This is a genomic window from Salinarimonas ramus (genome assembly GCF_014645695.1).
GTDB classification, from domain to species: Bacteria; Pseudomonadota; Alphaproteobacteria; order Rhizobiales; family Beijerinckiaceae; genus Salinarimonas; species Salinarimonas ramus.
On the sequence record NZ_BMMF01000008.1, the window covers coordinates 24,089 to 43,908 of the forward strand.

The 19,820-nt window shown below is 72.0% G+C and carries 18 protein-coding genes and 1 pseudogene; 8 read left to right on the forward strand and 11 right to left on the reverse strand.

Going from position 1 to position 19,820, the window contains the following annotated elements; all coding sequences use genetic code 11:
• Positions 1 to 39 precede the first annotated feature (39 nt).
• Positions 40 to 1,902: a sensor histidine kinase gene (locus IEX89_RS13900; RefSeq protein WP_188913838.1), complete on the forward strand. Its 1,863-nt coding sequence runs from the start codon at positions 40 to 42 to the stop codon at positions 1,900 to 1,902.
• Between the two features lie 16 nt (positions 1,903 to 1,918).
• Here IEX89_RS13900 and IEX89_RS13905 read toward each other — a convergent pair whose 3' ends face one another.
• From IEX89_RS13905 to IEX89_RS13925, 5 genes and pseudogenes are all read right to left on the reverse strand, one after another.
• Entirely contained in the window at positions 1,919 to 2,434 is a 516-nt protein-coding gene (locus IEX89_RS13905; protein WP_373290588.1) for a cytochrome c-type biogenesis protein, read from the reverse strand.
• Positions 2,435 to 2,565: 131 nt separating this feature from the next.
• A pseudogene (locus IEX89_RS13910) lies at positions 2,566 to 4,533 on the reverse strand (heme lyase CcmF/NrfE family subunit); the annotation flags it as partial.
• Positions 4,534 to 4,587: 54 nt separating this feature from the next.
• The gene (ccmE, locus tag IEX89_RS13915; protein WP_188913840.1) at positions 4,588 to 5,079 is read right to left on the reverse strand and encodes a cytochrome c maturation protein CcmE; all 492 of its coding nucleotides are present in this window, start codon (positions 5,077 to 5,079) and stop codon (positions 4,588 to 4,590) included.
• Between the two features lie 30 nt (positions 5,080 to 5,109).
• Positions 5,110 to 6,273 (reverse strand): c-type cytochrome biogenesis protein CcmI, encoded by a 1,164-nt coding sequence (gene ccmI, locus IEX89_RS13920; protein ID WP_188913841.1) that lies wholly within the window; start codon positions 6,271 to 6,273, stop codon positions 5,110 to 5,112.
• Between the two features lie 174 nt (positions 6,274 to 6,447).
• Entirely contained in the window at positions 6,448 to 6,915 is a 468-nt protein-coding gene (locus tag IEX89_RS13925; RefSeq protein ID WP_188913842.1) for an RT0821/Lpp0805 family surface protein, read from the reverse strand.
• 235 nt (positions 6,916 to 7,150) lie between these two features.
• Here IEX89_RS13925 and IEX89_RS13930 point away from each other — a divergent pair, with 235 nt between their 5' ends.
• A complete protein-coding gene (locus IEX89_RS13930) occupies positions 7,151 to 8,356 on the forward strand; it encodes a trypsin-like peptidase domain-containing protein (RefSeq protein ID WP_188913843.1) in 1,206 nt (401 codons plus the stop codon).
• A 9-nt stretch (positions 8,357 to 8,365) separates the two neighbouring features.
• Here the strand turns inward: IEX89_RS13930 and IEX89_RS13935 are convergent, their stop codons facing one another.
• On the reverse strand, positions 8,366 to 9,649 hold the full coding sequence (locus IEX89_RS13935; RefSeq protein ID WP_188913844.1) for an FAD-dependent monooxygenase: 1,284 nt from the start codon (positions 9,647 to 9,649) through the stop codon (positions 8,366 to 8,368).
• Positions 9,650 to 9,749: 100 nt separating this feature from the next.
• Between IEX89_RS13935 and tesB the strand changes: the two genes are divergently transcribed.
• From tesB to IEX89_RS13955, 4 genes are all read left to right on the forward strand, one after another.
• Entirely contained in the window at positions 9,750 to 10,628 is an 879-nt protein-coding gene (gene tesB, locus IEX89_RS13940; RefSeq protein WP_188913845.1) for an acyl-CoA thioesterase II, read from the forward strand.
• A 196-nt stretch (positions 10,629 to 10,824) separates the two neighbouring features.
• Positions 10,825 to 12,759 (forward strand): potassium transporter Kup, encoded by a 1,935-nt coding sequence (locus tag IEX89_RS13945; RefSeq protein WP_188913846.1) that lies wholly within the window; start codon positions 10,825 to 10,827, stop codon positions 12,757 to 12,759.
• Positions 12,760 to 12,832: 73 nt separating this feature from the next.
• Entirely contained in the window at positions 12,833 to 13,186 is a 354-nt protein-coding gene (locus tag IEX89_RS13950) for a CidA/LrgA family protein (protein ID WP_188913847.1), read from the forward strand.
• Entirely contained in the window at positions 13,183 to 13,920 is a 738-nt protein-coding gene (locus IEX89_RS13955) for an LrgB family protein (protein ID WP_244645427.1), read from the forward strand. Before IEX89_RS13950 ends, IEX89_RS13955 begins: the two co-directional genes overlap by 4 nt.
• Before the next feature lie 3 nt (positions 13,921 to 13,923).
• On the opposite strand, the gene IEX89_RS13960 is transcribed toward IEX89_RS13955, so the two are convergent.
• The gene (locus IEX89_RS13960; protein WP_244645434.1) at positions 13,924 to 14,478 is read right to left on the reverse strand and encodes an SH3 domain-containing protein; all 555 of its coding nucleotides are present in this window, start codon (positions 14,476 to 14,478) and stop codon (positions 13,924 to 13,926) included.
• 154 nt (positions 14,479 to 14,632) lie between these two features.
• Between IEX89_RS13960 and IEX89_RS13965 the strand changes: the two genes are divergently transcribed.
• Positions 14,633 to 15,631 (forward strand): 2-hydroxyacid dehydrogenase, encoded by a 999-nt coding sequence (locus tag IEX89_RS13965; RefSeq protein ID WP_188913848.1) that lies wholly within the window; start codon positions 14,633 to 14,635, stop codon positions 15,629 to 15,631.
• A 14-nt stretch (positions 15,632 to 15,645) separates the two neighbouring features.
• Here the strand turns inward: IEX89_RS13965 and IEX89_RS13970 are convergent, their stop codons facing one another.
• The gene (locus IEX89_RS13970; RefSeq protein ID WP_188913849.1) at positions 15,646 to 17,784 is read right to left on the reverse strand and encodes a heavy metal translocating P-type ATPase; all 2,139 of its coding nucleotides are present in this window, start codon (positions 17,782 to 17,784) and stop codon (positions 15,646 to 15,648) included.
• 76 nt (positions 17,785 to 17,860) lie between these two features.
• Between IEX89_RS13970 and IEX89_RS13975 the strand changes: the two genes are divergently transcribed.
• Complete coding sequence (locus tag IEX89_RS13975; RefSeq protein ID WP_188913850.1) at positions 17,861 to 18,292, forward strand: MerR family transcriptional regulator; 432 nt, start codon at positions 17,861 to 17,863, stop codon at positions 18,290 to 18,292.
• 93 nt (positions 18,293 to 18,385) lie between these two features.
• On the opposite strand, the gene IEX89_RS13980 is transcribed toward IEX89_RS13975, so the two are convergent.
• The 3 genes from IEX89_RS13980 to IEX89_RS13990 form a co-directional block, all read right to left on the reverse strand.
• Complete coding sequence (locus tag IEX89_RS13980) at positions 18,386 to 18,880, reverse strand: F0F1 ATP synthase subunit B family protein (RefSeq protein WP_188913851.1); 495 nt, start codon at positions 18,878 to 18,880, stop codon at positions 18,386 to 18,388.
• A 10-nt stretch (positions 18,881 to 18,890) separates the two neighbouring features.
• Positions 18,891 to 19,430 (reverse strand): F0F1 ATP synthase subunit B family protein, encoded by a 540-nt coding sequence (locus IEX89_RS13985; protein ID WP_188913852.1) that lies wholly within the window; start codon positions 19,428 to 19,430, stop codon positions 18,891 to 18,893.
• Positions 19,431 to 19,541: 111 nt separating this feature from the next.
• A complete protein-coding gene (locus IEX89_RS13990) occupies positions 19,542 to 19,790 on the reverse strand; it encodes a F0F1 ATP synthase subunit C (RefSeq protein WP_188913853.1) in 249 nt (82 codons plus the stop codon).
• Positions 19,791 to 19,820: the final 30 nt, after the last annotated feature.

Here is a 19,820-nt window from a genome sequence, read left to right on the forward strand (position 1 = left end):
TGTAGCGTTCCGCGGGCTTGAAACGAGGGAGCGGACCCTGTGGCGAACGACGTTGGACCGAGCGGCGACGCGCCCCGCGGGACGTCTGCCGAAGAGCCCGACGACGTTCTCGCGCTGCGCGCCTGCTTCGAGCACGCGCCCGTCGGCGTCGCACGCATCCATCCCGACGGAACGATCGCCTACGTCAACGAGGCGCTCGTGCGCCTCCTCGGCGGCCCCGTGCCGGAGCGTGTGGAAGCGCTCTTCGCCGACCTGCCGCCCCACGACGCCGCCCGCCTCGCCGCCGCCTTCACCGGCGAGACTCCCTCCGTCGCCTTCGAGGCGCGGGTCGCCACGTCCGACGAGGGCGCCGGGGCCCGCCCGGAGATCTGGGTCCTCGTTTCCGCCGCGCGCATCGAGACGGAGCGCGTCAGCGGCCATCTCGTCCTCGTCTTCCAGGACGTCACCGAGCGGCGGCGCGTGGCCCGCCTCCTCGCGCGCAGCGAGGAGCGCTTCCGCATCGCGCTGGCGAACGCCCCGACCACCGTGTTCGAGCAGGATTGCGACCTCGTCTACGTCTGGATCTACAATCCACTCCTCGTCGATGGCACGCACGTCGTCGTCGGACGCACGGACGCGGACATGATGGACACCGCCTCCGCCGAGCGCGTCACCGCGCTCAAGCGGCGCGCCATGCACGAAGGGCGCGCCGTACGCGACGTCGTCGAGGTGCGCATGGCGGACAGCGGCGAGGGTGGCGTCTACGACCTCTTCGTCGAGCCGATCCGCGATCCCGCCTCGCGCGAGATCACGGGCGTCGCCTGCGCCGCCACCGACGTCACCGCCGCGTGGCAGCGCGAGGCGGAGCTCGCCGCAGAGAAGGATCGCTTCCGGACCTCGGTCGAGGCGATGCTCGATCCGCTGGGCGTCTACACGGCGATCCGCGACGCGGACGGACGCATCCTCGACTTCCGCGTCGACTACGTGAACGACGCCGCCTGCATCGCCAACGCCATGCCGCGCGAGGCGCAGATCGGCCGCGGGCTGTGCGAGATCCTGCCGGCGCACCGCACCACGGGCCTGTTCGACGAATACGTCCGTCTCGTCGAGACCGGCGAGCCGCTCCACAAGGAGTCGCTCTTCTACTCGGACGACTATTCCGGACGAAAGCTCATCCGCGCCTTCGACGTGCGTGCGGCGAAGCTGCGGGACGGGTTCGTGGCGACCTGGCGCGACGTCACCGACGCGAAGCGTCTCGCCGTCGAGCTGGCGGACGCGGTCGCCGAGCGCGATCGCCTGCTGGAGCGCCAGGAGACGCTCCTGCGCGAGCTCGACCACCGGGTGAAGAACAACTTCCAGCTTCTCGGCAACCTGCTCTCGCTGCAGGCCTCCGCCGCGCCGGAGGTCGTGCGCGAACACCTCGCGGACGCGCGGCAGCGGCTCATGACCATCGCCGCCGTCCACGACGTGCTGCGCGTCGACCCGGACCGGATGGAGACCGTCGCCCTCGACGCGGCGCTCACAGAGCTGTGCGGCGCCCTGCGCTCGGGCGCGGCGCCCCACGTCTCCTTGACGTTGGAGGCGCCCGACGTCGAGGTCCTCGTCACGCATGCGGTGACGATCTGCATGGTCGTCAACGAGGTCGCGACGAACGCGCTGAAATACGCCTTCGACGGCCGCGACCGGGGCCGCGTTCACATCGAGGCGTCGGTCGGGGACGACGTGCTGCGCCTCGCGATCGTCGACGACGGCATCGGCTACGATATCGCGACCGCGCGCAGCGGACTCGGCACGCGCCTCCTGGGACGGCTCGCCTCGTCGCTCGGCGCCGCGCCGGAGGTCGTCTCCGACGAGAAGGGCACGCGCATCGCCTTCGCGTTTCCGCTGCACCGGCTGACGAAGGCCGAGCTGGCGAGCGGATGAGACGCCGCCCTCGCGGCTAGCCGCGGTCCCGCTCCAGGATCTTCGCGAGCGCCGCCTCCTCCTCCGCTGACAGGCCCGGAGCCGTCGGCCCCGTGGCGGCGATGCGGCGGCGGCGGATCGTGAGGACGAGACCCGCGGCGCCCGCGATCAGCACCAGCGTCGGCGCGACCCACAGCGCGATCGTGTAGGCGTTCACCGGCGGGCGCAGCAGCACGAAGTCGCCGTAGCGATCGACCACGAACTCGACGACCTGATCGTTGGTGTCCCCCGCCTCGATGCGCTCGCGCACCAGCGTGCGCAGGTCGCGGGCGAGCGGCGCGTCGCTGTCGTCGATGGACTGGTTCTGGCAGACGAGGCAGCGCAGGCCCTTGGACACCTCGCGGGCGCGCTCCTCGAGCGCCGGGTCGTCGAGCATCTCGCTCGGGCTGAGCGCCGACGCGGCCTGAGGCACGAAGGCGAGCGCCATGAAAACGAGAGAGGCGAAGGCGAGCGCGGCGAGGGATCGGCGCAGGCCGGAGAGGAATGTCGTCATCGGCGTCACTCCGCTGGAACGGCGGCGGCCGACCCGCCCGCGGCCCGCGGCTCGTCGCGGCGCCCGCCCGCATGCCCGCTCGCCTGCCCCTTCGTGTGGCCCTTGTCCTGCCCCCTCTCCTGCCCCTTCTCCTGGCCCTTGGCCCGCACCGGCGCGCCGACGCGGAAGCGGCGGTCGGTCAGCGAGAGCGCGGCGCCGGCGGCCATGATGACCGAGCCGATCCAGATCAGCAGCACGAAGGGCTTGTAGTAGAGCCGCACGCCGAGCGAGCCGTCGGGCTGCACCTCGCCGAAGGAGATGTAGACCTGGCTGAAGCCGAAGGTCTCCAGGCCGGCCTCGGTCGTCGACATGCCGCGGGCGGGGTACATGCGCTTCATCGTCTCGAGCTGCGACACCACCTCGCCGTCGCGGGTGAGGGTGAAGCGGGCGACGTCCTCGTTGTAATTGTGCAGCGTGCGCGGGAAGACGCCCTCCAGGCGCGCCTCGTAGCCGGCGATGGGCTCGACGTCGCCGGGATTCATGGAGACGATCCGCTCCACCGACCACGCCGTCGCCGCGATGCCGATCACGGTGACGCCCACGCCCGCATGGGCGAGGACGGTGCCCCAGGTGGAGCGCGGCAGGCCGAGCGCGCGCCTGGCGGCGAGCGCGAGCGCGCCCGCGCCGGTGATCCCGCCCGCGAAGGAGCGCGTCGCCACCTCGTTGAAGGCGCCGAGCACGAGGAAGACGCCGAGCCCGACGGCGAGGGGCGCGAGCGCCGGGCCGCCGAAGGTCACGGCGTAGACCGCCACCGTCGCGAGGATGGCGAGCCCGCCCGCGACCCACAGCCGGCTGGCGATGCCGGCCATGTCCCCGCGCTTCCAGGCGATCACCTGGCCGAAGGGCAGGAGCATGAGGAGCGGGATGACGATCGGCAGGAAGGTCGCGTTGAAGAAGGGCGCGCCCACCGAGATCTTGGCGCCGGTGAGCGATTCCAGCGCCAGCGGGTAGAGCGTGCCGATGAACACCGTCGCGCAGGCGGTGGACAGGAACAGGTTGTTGAGGACGAGCGCGCCCTCGCGCGAGACCGGCGCGAAGATGCCGCCCTGCTTGAGCATGGACGCGCGCCAGGCGAACAGCGCCAGCGACCCGCCGATGAAGAAGACGAGGATGCCGAGGATGAACAGCCCGCGATCGGGATCGACGGCGAAGGCGTGGACCGACGTCAGCACGCCGGAGCGCACCAGGAAGGTGCCCAGCAGCGAGAGCGAGAAGGTCAAGATCGCGAGCAGGATCGTCCAGACCTTGAGCGCGTCGCGCCGCTCCATCACGACGGTGGAATGGATGAGCGCGGTGCCGGCGAGCCAGGGCATCAGCGAGGCGTTCTCGACGGGATCCCAGAACCACCAGCCGCCCCAGCCGAGCTCGTAATAGGCCCAGTACGAGCCCATGGCGATGCCGAGCGTCAGGAAGCCCCACGCGGTGAGCGTCCAGGGCCGCACGGCGCGCGCCCAGACGGCGTCGATCTTGCCCTCGATCAGCGCCGCCATGGCGAAGGCGAAGGTGATCGAGAAGCCGACATAGCCGATGTAGAGGAGCGGCGGGTGGATCGCGAGGCCGGGGTCCTGGAGGAAGGGGTTCAGGTCCTGCCCCTCGAACGGCGCCGGCGAGAGGCGCTCGAACGGGTTCGAGGTGATCAGCAGGAACAGGAGGAAGGCGATGGTGACGAGGCCCTGCATGGCGATGGTGTTCGCCCGCAGCTTGGGCGGCACGGCGTTCTTGGCGATGGCGACGAGGGCGCCGAACAGCGCGAGGATGACGATCCACAGGAGCATCGAGCCCTCGTGGTTACCCCACACGCCGGTGAGCTTGTAGACGAAGGGCTTTTGCGAATGCGAGTTCGCGACGACGTTCGCGAGCGAGAAGTCCGACGTGGCGTAGGCCCACGACAGCACGCCGAAGGAGAAGAGCACGAGCCCGAAGACGCCCAGCGCCGCGGGCGTGCCCACGCTCATCAACGTTGCGTCGTTCGTCCGCGCGCCCCACAGCGGCACCAGGAACTGGACCACGGAGAGGCCGAGCGCCAGGGCGAGCGCGAAATGTCCGGCTTCGATCAGCATCGCGGCGCGTTCCTCATCATCTCGCGATCGTGGCGTGCGGTGGCGGCGAGGCCGTCACTGCGTGGGGGTGGTGCTCGGCAGGTCGCGGGCGGCGGCGGGACGGACGGCGGGGCCGTCGTGCTGCCACAGGCCGTTCTCCTTGAGCGCGTCCGCGACCTCGCGCGGCATGTAGTTCTCGTCGTGGCGGGCGAGAACCGTGTCCGCGACGAAGAGCCCCTCCGCGTCGAGCCGCCCCTCGGCGACGACGCCCTGGCCCTCGCGGAAGAGGTCCGGGAGGAGGCCCTGATAGCGCACGGGCACGATGCCGCCGCCGTCGCCGACGGCGAAGGTCGTCACCTGGTCGCCGTGGCGCTCGACCGAGCCGGCCTCGACGAGGCCGCCGAGGCGGAAGCGCACGCCGGGCTCCACGCCCTCGCTCGCGACCTGCGAGGGCGCGCGGAAGAACACGATCGTGTCGCTCATGGCCCACAGGACGAGGCCGAGGGCGAGCGCGAGGGTGACCCCCGCGGCCCCGATCATGGTCAGACGGCGTTGCTTCCTCGTCATCGTCTCATCACACCTCGTCCGGACGGCGCGTCACTGCGCCGGTGCGGCGGGGCCGAGCCCCATCTCGACGGCGGCGGCCTCGAGCGCGGCGCGCGCCTCTGGATCGTTCCCCAGCGCGGCACGCGCGTCCGCGAGCGCCACCTGCGCCCGCTCGCGATCGCCGAGCACGGCGTAGGAGCGCAGGAGCCGCACCCATTCCTCCGCCGTGCCGCCGTCCTCCTTCAAGCGCGCGGCGAGGCCTTCCACCATGCCGCCGATCGCCGCAAGGCGATCCGCCTCGGGCAGCGCCGCGAGGGCGGCCCCGGTCTCGGAGCCCGGAGCGGAGGCGAAGGGCGCGCGCGGCTCGGCGGGCGTTCCGCCGACGGCGGCCAGCCGCTCGTTGACGACGCCGAGCCACGGCGCGTTCGGCGGCGAGCGGCGCACGATCTCCTCGTAGGCGACGCGGGCGGCGGCGACGTCGCCCTCCTGCTCCGCCGCCTGGGCGAGGTAGAAGCGCGCCTTGGGATGGTCCTCGTCGAGCGCGAGCGCGCGCTCGAAGGCCTGGCGCGCCTGCGCCTTCACGATCCCGGATTCGGCGTTGACGAGCGCCTCGCCCAGATTCGCGAGCCGCGCCGGGTCCTCGCCGAGCAGCCGCAGCGCGTTGGCATAGGCCCGCGCGGCGTCCTCGAAGCGGCCCTGGCGCATGTAGACGGGGCCGAGCACGTCCCAGCCGCGGCCGTCGTCCGGGTCCTGCGCGAGATGCGTCTCGATGCGCGCCACCGCCTCGGCGATGTCGAGATTGCGCGGGTCGATCGTCTGCTCGAGCCTGGCCGAGAGCGGCTGGGCCGGCAGGTGCGGCGAGCCGTAGGCGCCGTAGACGGCGAGCGCGAGGAGCGGCACCGACGAGAGCGCGACGGCGGAGGCCGCGCGGCGGCGGCGCAAAGCCGGCTCGTCGACGGTCTCGGTGGGCTCGCGCGTCTGCGAGGTGGCGCGGATCAGGCGGCGGGCCGCCTCGGCCTTGGCGGCGCGCAGCTCCGTCTCGGTGATGAGCCCGCGCGCGCGGTCGCGGTCGAGCTCCTTGATCTGGTCCTCGTAGAACAGCCGCTCGCCCTCGGCGGCGCTGCCCGCCTCGGCGGGCTTGCGCCGCGACAGCGGCAGGAGCACCGCCATCACGGCGGCGCCCGTCATCAGGGCGAAGATGATCCAGATCGTCATGGGCCGGAATGTATCGTGTCCACCGTGGCGGAACGATGCTAGCGCTCGGCGACACGGTGTCACGCGCGGGGAAGTACGCACGAAAAAGGGGCTCGGCGAGCCCCTTTTCCCGGCATGGCGCCGTGCTTTCGGGCAGAGGGCGTATCAGCTGCGGAGATGTCGGCCGCGGGCGCGTCAGCCGACGATCTGCCAGGACCCGTCCGGCTGGCGGCAGGCGGTGCCGTAGCCCTGCTGCGGGCGCCCGCCGATGTAGATCGTGTGCTGGTACTCGCGGCAGAAGCCGCGGGCGGAGCGCACCGGCTCGAAGGCGATGACCTCGCCGTAGGCGTCGTCGCCCTGCCAGCGAACGGGCTGGCGCGGCGGCGCGGCGAAGGCCTGCTGCTGCGCGAAATAGGCGCGGCGCTGCTCCTCGGCGTCGAGGTTCGCGCCGATCTGCCCGCCGATGAGGCCGCCGATGGCAGCGCCCGCGAGGCCCGCCGCGATGCGCTCGCCCGGCCCGCCGCCGATCTGCGAGCCGACGATGCCGCCGACGAGCGCGCCGGAGAAGCCGCCGACCTGCTGGTTCGGCCCGGCGCCGGCGCAGGCGCCGAGGGAGAGGGTCGCGGCGAGAGCGCCCGCGAGCGCGATCTTGGTGGTCTTCATGGCTGTCTGGACTCGCTGGGATGAATGGACCCGAACTGCAGAGCCCGATAAAGCGGCAGGATGATGAACGGCGGGTGAACGCGTGCGGAATCCCGTCCCATCAGGCATGCGATGACGCAGGGACGTGGCAGCAGACATTACGAAAATGTCATCTTCGGGTGATGGCCTCGCAAGCTCGGCCGTCCCATCTTCTCCCCTGTTCGAGACGAGCAGCACCACGGGAGAGACACGCACGATGCGCGACACGAGCACGCGACAGTCCCCGATCGCCCGCCTGCGCGGCGGCCTCCTCGCCGCCGCCGCCTTCGCCGCGCTTGCGGGCGTCGGCGCCTACGGCACCGGCATGCTGCCGCCCGCGCCCGCCGCGGCCGATCCGCTGACGCTCGACCAGCCCCTCGTCATGCCCTCCTTCGCGGACGTCGTGGAGCGGGTGCGCCCGGCCGTGGTCTCCGTGCGGGTGCGGGCGCAGAACGTCGCCTCCCGCGGCGGCCCGGCCGACGCGTTCGGCGGCGGGCTTCCCGACCTCAGGCCCGGCGATCCGCTCTACGACTTCTTCCGCCGCTTCGGCGAGGCGGACCCGCGCGAGCGCCGCGGCGGCCCGCCGCCGGAGCGCTTCGCCGCCTCCCAGGGCTCGGGCTTCTTCGTCTCGCAGGACGGCTTCCTCGTCACCAACAACCACGTCGTCGAGAACGCGGTCGCCGTCGAGGTGCTGATGGACGACGGGCGCACCTACGACGCGCGCGTCGTCGGCACCGATCCGCGCACCGACCTCGCGCTGGTCAAGGTCGACGCCGACGGGGAGACGTTCCCCTACGTGGAGTTCGCGCCCGACCGCTCGCGCATCGGCGACTGGGTGGTGGCGATCGGCAACCCGTTCGGGCTCGGCGGCACGGTGACGGCGGGCATCGTCTCGGCGGAGGCGCGCGACATCGGCGCGGGGCCCTACGACGACTTCATCCAGATCGACGCGCCGATCAACCGCGGCAATTCCGGCGGCCCCACCTTCAACCTGCGCGGCCAGGTGGTCGGCGTGAACACGGCGATCTTCTCCCCGTCGGGGGGCAACGTCGGGATCGCCTTCGCCATCCCCGCGCACGTGGCGGAGAGCGTGACGACGCAGCTGCGCGAGGACGGGATCGTCACCCGCGGTTTCCTGGGCGTCCAGGTCCAGGCGGTGACGCCGGAGATCGCCGAGGCGATCGGGCTCGCGGCGCCCCGCGGTGCGCTGATCGCGCAGCCGCAGCCGAACACGCCCGCGGCGGAGGCGGGCCTGCGCTCGGGCGACGTTATCGTCGCCGTGGACGGCGCGGCCGTGGACGACCACCGCGACCTGACGCGGCGCATCGCCGACATCGAGCCGGGCACGCGGGTGCCGATCACGATCTTCCGAAAGGGACGCGAGACGGCGATCGACGTGCGCATCGGCCGCCTCGGCACCTGAGCGCGTGTTCTAGAGCGCCTCGCCGCGCAGGAGGCGCGCGCCGCCCTCCTTCGGCACGCCCGCCGCTTCGCGCATGAAGAAGCGCTTGGCGGCCGGCATCCGGTCGACGAGGCCGAGCCCGAGATCGCGCAGCATCCGCACGGGCGCGACGTCGTTGGAGAACAGGCGGTTGAGCGCATCCGTCGCGAGGCCCATCGCCACCGTGTCGGCGCGACGCGCGCGCTGATAATCCTCCAGCACGTCCGCCGCGCCGGGATCCATGCCGAGCCGCACGGCCGACACGATCCGCTCGGCGAGGATCGCGGCGTCCTTGAGCCCCAGATTGACGCCCTGGCCGGCGATGGGATGGACGACGTGCGCCGCGTCGCCGACGAGCGCCAGCCGCGTGCCGACGAAGGCGCGCGCGAGGCCGAACTCGAGGGGGAAGGCCTGCACCGGCGTCTCCAGTGCGATGGCGCCGAGCTCGAGGCCGAAGCGCCGCTCGATCTCCTCCAGGAGGAAGTCCGCGTCGAGCGCGAGCATGTGCGGCACGTTCGCCTTGCGCTCGGACCAGACGATGGCGGAGCGGTGCCCGAGCGTGCCGCGGGGACTGCCACTCGGGGTCAGCGGCAGAATGGCGAAGGGCCCCGACGGCAGGAAGTGCTGGATCGCCCGCCCTTCGTGATCGCGGGCGTGGCCGATGATGGCCGACAGCCCCGATTGCGGATAGTCCCACCCGCTCCAGCCGATGCCGGCGCCCTCGCGCAGCCGCGAACGCTTGCCGTCCGCCGCGCAGACGAGATCGGCCTCTACGCTCGTGCCGTCGGTGAGACGCACATGGCTGCGGGTGCCGTCCGCCGCGGGCGTCGCCCGGCGCACGCCCGCCTCCAGCATCTCGACGCCCGCCTCCCGGCAGGCGTCGCGCAGCGCCCGGGTGAGGATCGCCCCCTCGACCATGTGGGCGAAGGGCTCGTCGGCATCGCCACGGTCCGCCTCCCCGCCGAATTCCAGGAAGACCGGCCGCACCGGGTCCGCGAGGTGGCTGTCGGTGATGACCATCTCGCGCATCTCCTGCGCGTCCCCCGCCACCTTCGCCCACACGTCGAGGGCCGACAGCATCCGCCGCGAGCCGGCGGCGATGGCGTAGGCGCGGCGATCACCCGCGGGATCGCGCCCCAGCGCGGGATCGCACAGGGTCACGCAGAGCGCGCGGGGCGCGGCGCGCGCGAGCGCCAGGGAGAGCGCGAGGCCGACGATGCCGCCGCCGGCCACCACGATCCGCCAGCCCGTCGCCTTCGAAGCCTCGTTCGTCATCGCCGCCTCCTCGTCGTCGAAACCGCGCTCGACGTCGCGCGCTTGACCCTGATCGACCGGGCGGCTCACATGCGCCGCCGGACAACGAGGTACCTAGCACATGGCGCGCGCCGTCGAAGAGCTTCTCGCGACACTCGACCTCGAGCGGCTCGAGAACAACCTGTTCCGTGGCCGCAGTCCCAACGTCGGCTGGCAGCGCGTGTTCGGCGGGCAGGTGATCGGGCAGGCGCTGGTCGCGGCCGTGCGAACTGTCGAGGGCCGCCAGGCCCATTCGCTGCACGCCTACTTCCTCCTGCCCGGGGACCCGAAGGCGCCCATCGTCTACGAGGTCGACCCGATCCGCGACGGCAAGTCCTTCGCCACCCGCCGGGTGGTGGCGATCCAGCACGGGCGGGCGATCTTCTCCATGTCCGCCTCCTTCCAGGTCCGCGAGGACGGGCTCGACCACGAGGCGCCGATGCCCGACGTGCCCCCGCCGGAGGACCTGCCCGGCGAGGACGAGATGCGCGCGCGCATCATGCCGATGATGGACCCCGCCGCCCGCGCCTATTTCGAGCGCGAGCGCCCCATCGAGCTGCGCCCCGTCGAGCTCGAGCGCTACATCCCGCGCGAGCCCGGCGCCGAGCCGCTGCCGGCGCGCTTTCACGTCTGGATCCGCACGACGGGCCGGCTGCCGGACGAGCAGTCGATTCACGATTGCGCCCTCGCCTACGCCTCCGACATGACGCTCCTCGACTCGTCGCTGATCCCGCACGGGCGCAGCGTCTTCCAACGCGACATGCAGGCCGCTTCCCTCGACCACGCGCTGTGGCTCCACAGGCCTTTCCGCGCCGACGAATGGCTTCTCTACGCTCAGGAGAGCCCCTCCGCCTCCGGGGCGCGGGGCTTCTCGCGCGGCTCGATCTTCACCCGCGACGGCCGCCTGGTGGCCTCCGTGGCGCAGGAGGGGCTCGTGCGCGTTCGTACCACGCAGGGCTGAGGCGTGCGGGCCGCGGGCCTGCGCGGGACGCCGGCTGTTTCGCTGCGCTGCGGAACGTGCTAGAGACCCGCCGCTCGACGCCGCCGCCCGACGCCGAGGTGTCCGATGGCGCGGCTTTCGCATGGGGCGAACGCGACCCGCAGGCACGCGAACGCAAGATCGCGGGGCGCGGCCCGGAACAGAACCGATCCAACCCATGTCCCAATCCCCCGCCCTGACGAACGGGCATCCCGATTCACCCGCGACGGCCGAATCCGCGCTTCCGGACGCCCACAAGAAGGCGGGCTTCTGGACGCTGACGATCGGCTCCGTGGGCGTCGTCTACGGCGACATCGGCACGAGCCCGCTCTACGCGCTGCGCGAATCGATCATCGCCGCCTCCGCCGGCGGGCCGATCACCCGCGACATCGTGCTGGGCGTGCTCTCGCTCGTCCTATGGGCGCTGATCCTCGTCGTCACGCTCAAGTACGTCTTCATCCTGCTGCGCGCCGACAACAACGGCGAGGGCGGAACGCTCACCCTCGTCGCCCTCGCCATGCGGGCGCTGGGACGCGGGCGGCTCGCCGTGCTCCTGCTCGGCGCCGTGGGCGCGGGCCTGTTCTACGGCGACGCCATGATCACGCCGGCGATCTCCGTCCTCTCCGCGGTGGAAGGGCTCAAGATCGCCGCTCCCGCCAGCGCCGAATACGTCGTGCCCATCGCGATCGTGATCCTGGTGTGCCTGTTCTCCGTGCAGAGCCGCGGCACGAGCAAGGTCGCCGCCTTCTTCGGGCCCGTGATGTGCGTCTGGTTCGCCGTCCTCGCCGGTACGGGGCTCTGGCACATCTTCGACGATCCGGGGGTGCTCGCGGCCATCAACCCCTTGTGGGGCGCGCGATTCCTGATCGACCACCCCTTCGTGACGGTGGCGGTGCTCGGCGCCGTCTGCCTCGCGGTGACGGGCGCCGAGGCGCTCTACGCCGATCTCGGCCATTTCGGCCGTGGGCCGATCCGCACCGCATGGCTGTCGATGGTGCTCCCGGCGCTCGCGCTCAACTATTTCGGCCAGGGCGCCGTCGTGCTCTCGAACCCCGAGACGATCGAGAGCCCGTTCTACAATCTCGTGCCCGACTTCGCGACGCTGCCCCTGGTCCTGCTGGCGACGCTCGCCACCATCATCGCGAGCCAGGCGGTGATCACCGGCGCCTTCTCGCTGACCCGCCAGGCGGTGCAGCTCGGCCTCCTGCCGCGCCTAGAGATCCGCTTCACGTCGGAGGCCCATTCGGGCCAGATCTACATGCCGCGGGTGAACTGGCTGCTGCTCGCGGGCGTCATCGCGCTCGTCATCGGCTTCGGCTCGTCCTCGGCACTGGCCTCCGCCTACGGCGTCGCCGTGTTCGGCGCGATGACGGTCGACGCGCTGCTCGCCATCCTCGTCATCTGGAAGGGCTGGCGCTGGGGTCTCGTCGCGGCGGTCGCCGTGATGACGCCCTTCCTGATCATCGACCTCGCCTTCTTCGGCTCGACGCTGCTCAAGGTTTTCTCCGGCGGCTACGTGCCCGTCCTCCTCGCCGCGACGCTCATCGTGACGATGTGGACCTGGCTGCGCGGCTCGCGCCTGCTCTTCGAGAAGACGCGCAAGACCGACGTGCCCCTGGCCGAGCTCATCGGCATGCTCGAGAAGAGCCCGCCGCACCGGGTACGCGGGATGGCGGTGTTCCTCACCTCCGACCCCGAGACCACGCCCACGGCGCTCATGCACAACCTCAAGCACAACAAGGTGCTGCACGAGAAGAACGTCATCCTCACCGTCAAGGCGACCGACACGCCCCGCGTCGGCGAGGAGGAGCGCATCGTCGTCGAGCCGCTGGGCGAGAGCTTCTACCGGGTGGTGATGACCTACGGCTACATGGAGACGCCGAACATCCCCAAGGGGCTCACCGCCCTGCGCAAGCAGGGCTTCAAGTTCGACATCATGGCGACCTCCTTCTTCCTCTCGCGCCGCGTGCTGCGCCCGGCGGCGCAGTCGGGCATGCCGCGCTGGCAGGACAAGCTGTTCATCTGGCTCTCCAAGACCGCCTCGAACGCCACCGACTTCTTCCAGATCCCCACGGGACGCGTGGTGGAGGTGGGGACGCAGGTGACGATCTGAGGCGATCCGAGAGGCGCGACGCGACAGGCGCCGTCCCGTCGTGCTCTCATGCCCCTGCCGAACGGAGGGGCTCATGCTGCACGGTTTCGTCCTCATCGTCGTCTTCCAATATGCCGGCGAGGCGGCGGCGCGGCTCGCCGGGCTGCCGACGCCGGGGCCCGTCGTCGGGCTCGCGGCGCTGGCGCTCCTCGCCGTCGCCTGGCCCGCGCTCTACCGCGTCGCCGAGCCGACGGCGGACGCCTTGCTCCGGCATCTCTCCCTGCTCTTCATCCCCGCGGGCGTGGGCGTGCTGCAGCATCTCGACCTCCTGCGCGCGGAGCTCGCGGGGCTCCTCGCCGTCCTCGTCCTCTCGACGCTGATCACGATGGGCGTCACGGCGCTGGTCTTCGCGCTCCTCGCGCGCCCGGCCGGGGAGAGCGCGCCATGAGGGACGCCATGACGGGCCCAGTCGCCGCCGACTTCTGGGTCTATCTCGCCACCTCGCCGCTGTTCTGGCTGGCGCTGACCTTGTCCGTCTATCTCGGGGCGGACCGGCTCTCGGCGCTGTCGGGGCGCAACTCCCTCGTCAACCCGGTGCTGATCGCCATCGTGGCGCTCGGCGCGGTGCTGATCGCCACGGGGACGTCCTACGAGACCTATTTCGAGGGCGCGCAATTCGTCCATGTGCTGCTGGGACCCGCGACGGTGGCGCTCGCGATCCCGATCGTGCGCCATCGCGGGGAGATCCGCCGCAACCTCCTGCCGCTCGTCGTCGCTCTCCTCGTGGGCGCCGTCGTCGGCATCGCCAGCGCCGTGGGGCTCGCGATCGCGTTGGGGCTCGATGCCGCCCTCGTCGCCTCGCTGGCGCCGAAATCCGTGACGGCGCCCATCGCCATGGGCGTCGCCCGCGAGATCGGCGGGGTGCCGGAGCTCACCGCCGTGCTCGTCATCGCCACGGGCATCACCGGCGCGGCGCTGGTGACGCCGGTCCTGAACCTGCTGCGGGTGAGGGACTGGCGCGCCCGCGGCTTCGCGGTCGGGCTCGCCGCGCACGGCATCGGCACCGCGCGGGCGCTTCAGGTGAACCCGGTCGCAGGCACCTTCGCCGGTCTCGCCATGGCGCTCAACGGGCTCGTCACCGCCTTCGCGGCGCCGCTCGTCGTCGCGTGGCTCGTCGGCTGACGATCAGTCGACGCGCTCGCCGGGATAGACGCCCCAGAGCTGCTCCTGGCGCAGGTAGCCCGGCACCTCCGAGCGGCCGGCGCCGTTCGCGACGATGCGGCACCAGTCGCCCGAGCAGGTCTCGACGCCGACGACGACGCCGGGCTCGAGCCGCGCCACCACCGCCGCCGCCTCGCTGTCGCTCGCACGCATGTCGAGGGGATCGCCGCCGCGCTCCCAGGGCGCGACGAGCGCGGTGCGCCGTCCAGAGAGGAGCGAGTGCCAGACCCAGCCGTCCTCGCCGTCCGAATCACGGATGCGCCGCCAATTGTCGAACTCGGCGATGATCTCGACGGGCAGGCCCGCGCGCTCGAAGACCCAGCGCGTCGCGTGGTCCTTGGAGGGGCCGCCGCGCAGGTTGACCTTGTCGGTCTTCAACGAGACGTAGCGCGGCAGGGGCAGGCTGGTCTCGGGCCCGACCGTCGTCTGGGCGAGCGCCGCGACGGGCGCGACGAGGCATGCGAGGGCGAGGGTGACCGCCGCGATGGGGGCGGCCGGTACGACGATACGCGTGGACAAGGTCCAACTCCCGTCGGATTGTGTTTGCCCGTGCCTCTGTTACAGAGGCTCGGAGGGAGGCGCCCGGCAGGGCTCCATCCCGACACCCGATGTCGCCGCATCTGGGTTAAGGCCCGGTGAACGGCACGCCGAGAAGAGTTGAGGACGCACCGCGATGCCCACGCGCAAGAAGCCCCTCGTCGTCGTGACCCGCAAGCTGCCCGACGTCGTCGAGACGCGCATGCGCGAGCTCTTCGACACGCGGCTGAACCTCGCGGACACGCCGCTCTCCCAGGGCGAGCTCGTCGCGGCCGTGCAGGAGGCGGACGTCCTCGTCCCCACCATCACCGACGAGATCGACGCCGCGATCCTCGCCCAGGCCGGGCCGAACCTGAAGCTCGTCGCCAATTTCGGCAACGGCGTCGACAATATCGACGTCGGCGCGGCGCTCTCGCGCGGCATCACCGTGACGAACACGCCGGGCGTGCTCACCGAGGACACGGCGGACATGACGATGGCGCTCATCCTCGCCGTCGCCCGACGCGTCGCCGAGGGCGCGCGGGTGATCCCCGAGGAGCGCTTCGAGGGCTGGTCGCCGACCTGGATGCTGGGGCACCGCATCACAGGCAAGCGGCTCGGCATCATCGGCATGGGCCGCATCGGCACCGCGCTCGCGCGGCGCGCCAAGGCCTTCGGCCTGTCGATCCACTACTACAATCGCCGCCGCGTCCCCGTCGCCCTCGAGGAGGAGCTCGAGGCGACCTATTGGGACAGTCTCGACCAGATGCTGGCGCGCATGGACGTGGTGTCGGTGAATTGCCCGCACACGCCGGCGACGTACCATCTGCTCTCGGCGCGCCACCTTCGATTGATGCGGCCGGAGGCGATCATCGTCAACACCGCCCGCGGCGAGATCATCGACGAGAACGCCATGGCGCGCCTCATCGAGCAGGGCGCCATCGCGGGCGCAGGCCTCGACGTGTTCGAGCACGAGCCCTCGGTGAACCCCCGCCTCGTCAAGCTCGCCCGCCAGGGCAAGGTCGTGCTCCTGCCCCACATGGGCTCGGCCACGTTCGAGGGCCGCATCGACATGGGCGAGAAGGTGATCGTGAACATCCGCACCTTCATGGACGGCCACCGCCCGCCGGACCGCGTGCTGCCGTCGATGCTGTGAGGAGGCGCTAGGCCTCACGCCCGCTTCCCCGCCCCGATCAGCCGCATCGCGTTGAGCGTCACGAGCACCGTCGCGCCGGTGTCGGCGAGGATCGCGGGCCACAGGCCGGTGATGCCGAGCAGCGTGGTGACGAGGAGCACGCCCTTCAGGCCGAGCGCCACCGCGATGTTCTGGCGGATGTTGGCCAGCGTGTCGCGGGAGAGGCGGATCATGCGGGCGACGTCGGCGACGCGCCCTTCGAGCGCCGCCGCGTCGCCGGTCTCCAGCGCGACGTCTGTGCCCCCGCCCATGGCGATGCCCACATGCGCGGCGGCGAGGGCGGGGGCGTCGTTGATGCCGTCTCCGACCTTGGCGACGATGCGCCCCTGGCTCTTCAGCTCCTCGACGATGCGCATCTTGTCCTGCGGCAGCAGGCCCGCGCGGGCGGGAATGCCGAGCTGACCCGCGACGCGCTCGGCGGTCGCCGCGTTGTCGCCGGTGAGCATGAGGGGCGAAACGCCGAGGCGCTCGAGCGCACGAAGGCCCGTCTCGGCGTCCGCCCGCGGCTCGTCGCGCACGGCGATCAGCCCCGCCGGCCGCTCGGCCACGAGGAGCACGACGACGCTCTTGCCCTCGCCCTCCAGGTCGGCGATTCGGGCGCGGGTCTCCTCGTCGAGCGGCGCGATCGCCGAGGCGGCGGCGGGCGAGCCGAGGAAGAGCGCGCGCCGGTCGAGGCGGCCCTTCACGCCCTTGCCGCCCAGTGCCATGACGCCGATCGCGGGGCGCACGGCGATGTCGCGCGCCGCCGCCTCGGCGAGAATCGCGCGGGCGATGGGGTGGGAGGAGGCCGCCTCCAGCGCCGCCGCGTCCGCGACGACGCCCTCGGCCGTCGCGTTCAGCGGCACGACGTCTGTGACGATGGGACGCCCCTGCGTGAGCGTGCCGGTCTTGTCGATGGCCACGGTGTCGACGCGCCCCAGCGTCTCGAGCACGGCGCCGCCCTTGATCAGGAGGCCGTTGCGCGCGCCCGCGGCGAGGCCGGCTGCGATGGCCGCCGGCGTCGAGATGACGAGGGCGCAGGGGCAGCCGATGAGCAGGATGGCGAGGCCCTTGTAGACCCACTCGCTCCAGTCGCCGCCCGCGACCAGCGGCGGGAGGAGCGCGACGAGGGCTGCGACGACGAGGACGCCCGGCGTGTAGACGCGGGCGAATCGGTCGATGAAGCGCTCCATCGGCGCCTTCGCCTCCTGCGCCTCCGCGACCAGGCGCACGACGCGCGCGATGGTGTTGTCCTGTGGCTCGGCGGCGACCGTGACGCGAAGCGCGGCATCCGTGTTGATCGTGCCGGCGAAGACGCCCGCGCCCGGCGCCTTCGGCTTGGGCACGCTCTCCCCGGTGACCGGCGCCTCGTCGACGGCGCTCTCGCCTGCGAGCACCGTGCCGTCGGCGGGAATGCGGTCGCCCGGGCGCACCAGGATGACGTCGCCGGGCGCGAGCGTGTCCGCGGCGACGCTGCGCGTCGTACCCGACGCGTCGATCTCGAGGAGCGCCGTCTTCGGCACGAGGGCGGCGAGCGAACGGATGCCCGCGCGGGCACGGCCGGCCGCGACGCCTTCCAGCATCTCGCCCACGAGGAAGAGCAGGACGACGATCGCCGCCTCCTGCGTCTCGCCGATGATGACCGCGCCGATGGCGGCGATCGACATCAGCGTCTCGATGGTGAAGGGCGAGCCCGCGCGCGCAGCGGAGACGGCGCGGCGCGCGATGGGGACAAGGCCGATGAGCATCGCCGCCGTCCAGGCGATGTCCTCGATCTCGGGGAACGCCCAGCCGAGCGCCGCCGCGAGCGCGAGGCCGAGCGCGCAGGCGAGCGTGAGGCGGGCCTTCGGCTCGCGCCAGAACGGCGTCTCGCGCTCGGCGACGGCCGGCGTCGTCGCCTCGATCGGCACGAGGCCGAAGCCGAGCGCCCGCACGGCGTCTTCCGCCTGCGGGCGCATCGCGGGAGCCACGCGCAGGCGCAGCGTGCCCGCGGTGGCGCTCACCGCGACGTCGCCCACGCCCTCGACACGGGCGAGCGCGGTCTCGATCTTGGCGGCGCAGGAGCCGCAATCCATGCCCTCGACCCGATAGCGCCGAGTCTCGCCCGAGAGGCCCGTGCCTGCCGCCTGATCCATGTCCCTCGTCCCGATTGATCCGTTTCGAGAGGCACGCTACGCCCTCTAGCGACTAGAGCTTCAAGAGGCTTTTTCGATGGCCGTGCATATCGAGGACCTGGCGATCGGCGATCTCGCCCGGCGCACCGGGGTGAAGGTGCCGACGATCCGTTATTACGAGAGCATCGGGCTGATGCCCGAGCCCGCGCGCAGCGAGGGCGGGCAGCGGCGCTACGGCGCGGGCCACCTCGCGCGGCTGCGCTTCGTCCGGCACGCGCGGGATCTCGGCTTCGAGATCGACGCGATCCGCGAATTGCTCGCCATGGCGGCGGATCCGCAGGGCGGATGCGGGGAGGCGCATGCGATCACGCGCGCGCACCTCGCCGAGGTTGAGGACAAGATCGCGCGCCTGGTCGCCCTTCGCGACGAGCTGCGCGCGATGCTCGCCTGCGACAACGGCAGGGTCGCCGATTGCCGGATCATCGAGGTCCTGGCCGACCACGAGAAGTGCCTGCACGACAGCCATTGAGCGGCGGGACGCGGTCGAAACGAGAGAGCCCCGCGTTCCCGGAGGAATGCGGGGCTCTCTCGTTTTCGGTGATCCGACGGGACGCCGATGCGATCAGCTGGCGAGGCGTCCGCGGATGAGCTCCAGCCCGTCGCGCATGAAGCGCTCGCCTTCGGAGCCGGCGGCCTGCTCGCGCAGGACGGCCTCGGAGGCGGAGACGGCGGAGGCGATCGCGGCGTCGCGGACCTCGATCATCGCCTGCTGCTCGGCGGCGGCGATCTTGTCCTCGGCGGCCTTGGTACGGCGCGCCACGAAGGCGGCGAGACGCTCCTCGGCCTCGCGGGTCATGCGCTCGGCCTCCTCGCGGGCGGCCGTGACGATGGCCTCGGCCTCCTTGTCGGCGTTGGCACGCTTGACCTCGTACTCCCGCAGCAGCGCCTCGGCGTCGCCGCGCAGGCGCCGCGCCTCGTCGAGCTCGGCGGCGATGCGCTCGCCGCGCTTGTCGAGAGCGGCGCCGATGCGGTGGAACACCTTGTAGTGCCACAGCAGCCAGATCAGGGCGAGCGTCGAGAGCGCCTGCCAGAAATACGTGGACTCGAGGATGCCCATTCCGCTCTCCTCAGTGCGCGGCTTGACGGTCGAGCGCCGCGGAGACGCTCTCGGGAGCCGGCGCGCGACCGCTGATGCGCTCGACGATGGCGATCGCGGTCTCCTCGGCGATGCCGCGGACGTTGGCCATGGCCTCGGTCTTGCGGGCGGAGATCTGCGCCTCGGCGGCGGCGAGCCGCTCGGCGAGATCGTCCTCCAGCGCGCGACGCTTGGCGTCGGCCTCGGCCTGCATGGCGTCGCGGGTCTTGGACGCAATGGCCTGGGCGCTGGACTTGGCGTCCGCGAGCGCGGTCTCGTAGGCGGTGCCGGCGGCCTCGGCGTTGCGCTTGGCCGTGGCGGCGGCGTCGAGATCGCGCGCCACGGTGACCTCGCGCGTCTCCACGACGCCGTGGAAGCGCGGCACGATCACGCGGTTCATCACGTAGTAGAGCAGGCCGAACGCGATCGCGAGCCACAGGAGCTGCGAGGGGAACGTGCTCGGCTCGAAAGGCGGGAACGCGGCGCCGCCGTGTGCGACGACGTCGCCCGCCTCGTGCGTCGGAGATGCCATGGCGTCAGCGCCCTCTCAAAGCGTCGGCCGGGCGAGGATCGCCCGGCGCGACGAAGCCGTCGTCGAAGAGGCGGCCTCCCGCTGCCGGGAGGCCCCGAACCACGCCGCCGCTTACGCGACGAAGAGCAGCACCAGCGCGACGACGAGGCAGAAGATGCCCAGGCCTTCGGCGAGCGCCGCGCCGATGAACGCGCGGGCGAACTGGCCGTCGGAGGCGGAGGGGTTGCGCAGGGCGCCGGAGAGGAAGTTGCCGAAGATGTTGCCCACGCCCATGGCGGCGAGGCCCATCCCGATGCAGGCGAGGCCGGCGCCGAGGAACTTGTACGCGTCGGCCGACAGGGCCAGGGCTTCGGTTTCCATAGTCTACTCCTCGAGGTGTGGTGCGTGGTT

Excerpts from the sequence above, each read along its gene's own strand:
- IEX89_RS13925 (WP_188913842.1), bottom strand. The coding sequence starts at position 6,915 with ATGAAGACCACCAAGATCGCGCTCGCGGGCGCTCTCGCCGCGACCCTC.
- IEX89_RS13950 (WP_188913847.1), top strand. The coding sequence starts at position 12,833 with ATGCTGCACGGTTTCGTCCTCATCGTCGTCTTCCAATATGCCGGCGAG.
- IEX89_RS13935 (WP_188913844.1), bottom strand. The coding sequence starts at position 9,649 with ATGACGAACGAGGCTTCGAAGGCGACGGGCTGGCGGATCGTGGTGGCC.
- ccmI (WP_188913841.1), bottom strand. The coding sequence starts at position 6,273 with ATGACGATCTGGATCATCTTCGCCCTGATGACGGGCGCCGCCGTGATG.
- IEX89_RS13990 (WP_188913853.1), bottom strand. The coding sequence starts at position 19,790 with ATGGAAACCGAAGCCCTGGCCCTGTCGGCCGACGCGTACAAGTTCCTC.
- IEX89_RS13955 (WP_244645427.1), top strand. The coding sequence starts at position 13,183 with ATGAGGGACGCCATGACGGGCCCAGTCGCCGCCGACTTCTGGGTCTAT.
- IEX89_RS13975 (WP_188913850.1), top strand. The coding sequence starts at position 17,861 with ATGGCCGTGCATATCGAGGACCTGGCGATCGGCGATCTCGCCCGGCGC.
- IEX89_RS13965 (WP_188913848.1), top strand. The coding sequence starts at position 14,633 with ATGCCCACGCGCAAGAAGCCCCTCGTCGTCGTGACCCGCAAGCTGCCC.
- IEX89_RS13970 (WP_188913849.1), bottom strand. The coding sequence starts at position 17,784 with ATGGATCAGGCGGCAGGCACGGGCCTCTCGGGCGAGACTCGGCGCTAT.
- IEX89_RS13980 (WP_188913851.1), bottom strand. The coding sequence starts at position 18,880 with ATGGGCATCCTCGAGTCCACGTATTTCTGGCAGGCGCTCTCGACGCTC.
- IEX89_RS13930 (WP_188913843.1), top strand. The coding sequence starts at position 7,151 with ATGCGCGACACGAGCACGCGACAGTCCCCGATCGCCCGCCTGCGCGGC.
- tesB (WP_188913845.1), top strand. The coding sequence starts at position 9,750 with ATGGCGCGCGCCGTCGAAGAGCTTCTCGCGACACTCGACCTCGAGCGG.
- IEX89_RS13905 (WP_373290588.1), bottom strand. The coding sequence starts at position 2,434 with ATGACGACATTCCTCTCCGGCCTGCGCCGATCCCTCGCCGCGCTCGCC.
- ccmE (WP_188913840.1), bottom strand. The coding sequence starts at position 5,079 with ATGACGAGGAAGCAACGCCGTCTGACCATGATCGGGGCCGCGGGGGTC.
- IEX89_RS13945 (WP_188913846.1), top strand. The coding sequence starts at position 10,825 with ATGTCCCAATCCCCCGCCCTGACGAACGGGCATCCCGATTCACCCGCG.
- IEX89_RS13985 (WP_188913852.1), bottom strand. The coding sequence starts at position 19,430 with ATGGCATCTCCGACGCACGAGGCGGGCGACGTCGTCGCACACGGCGGC.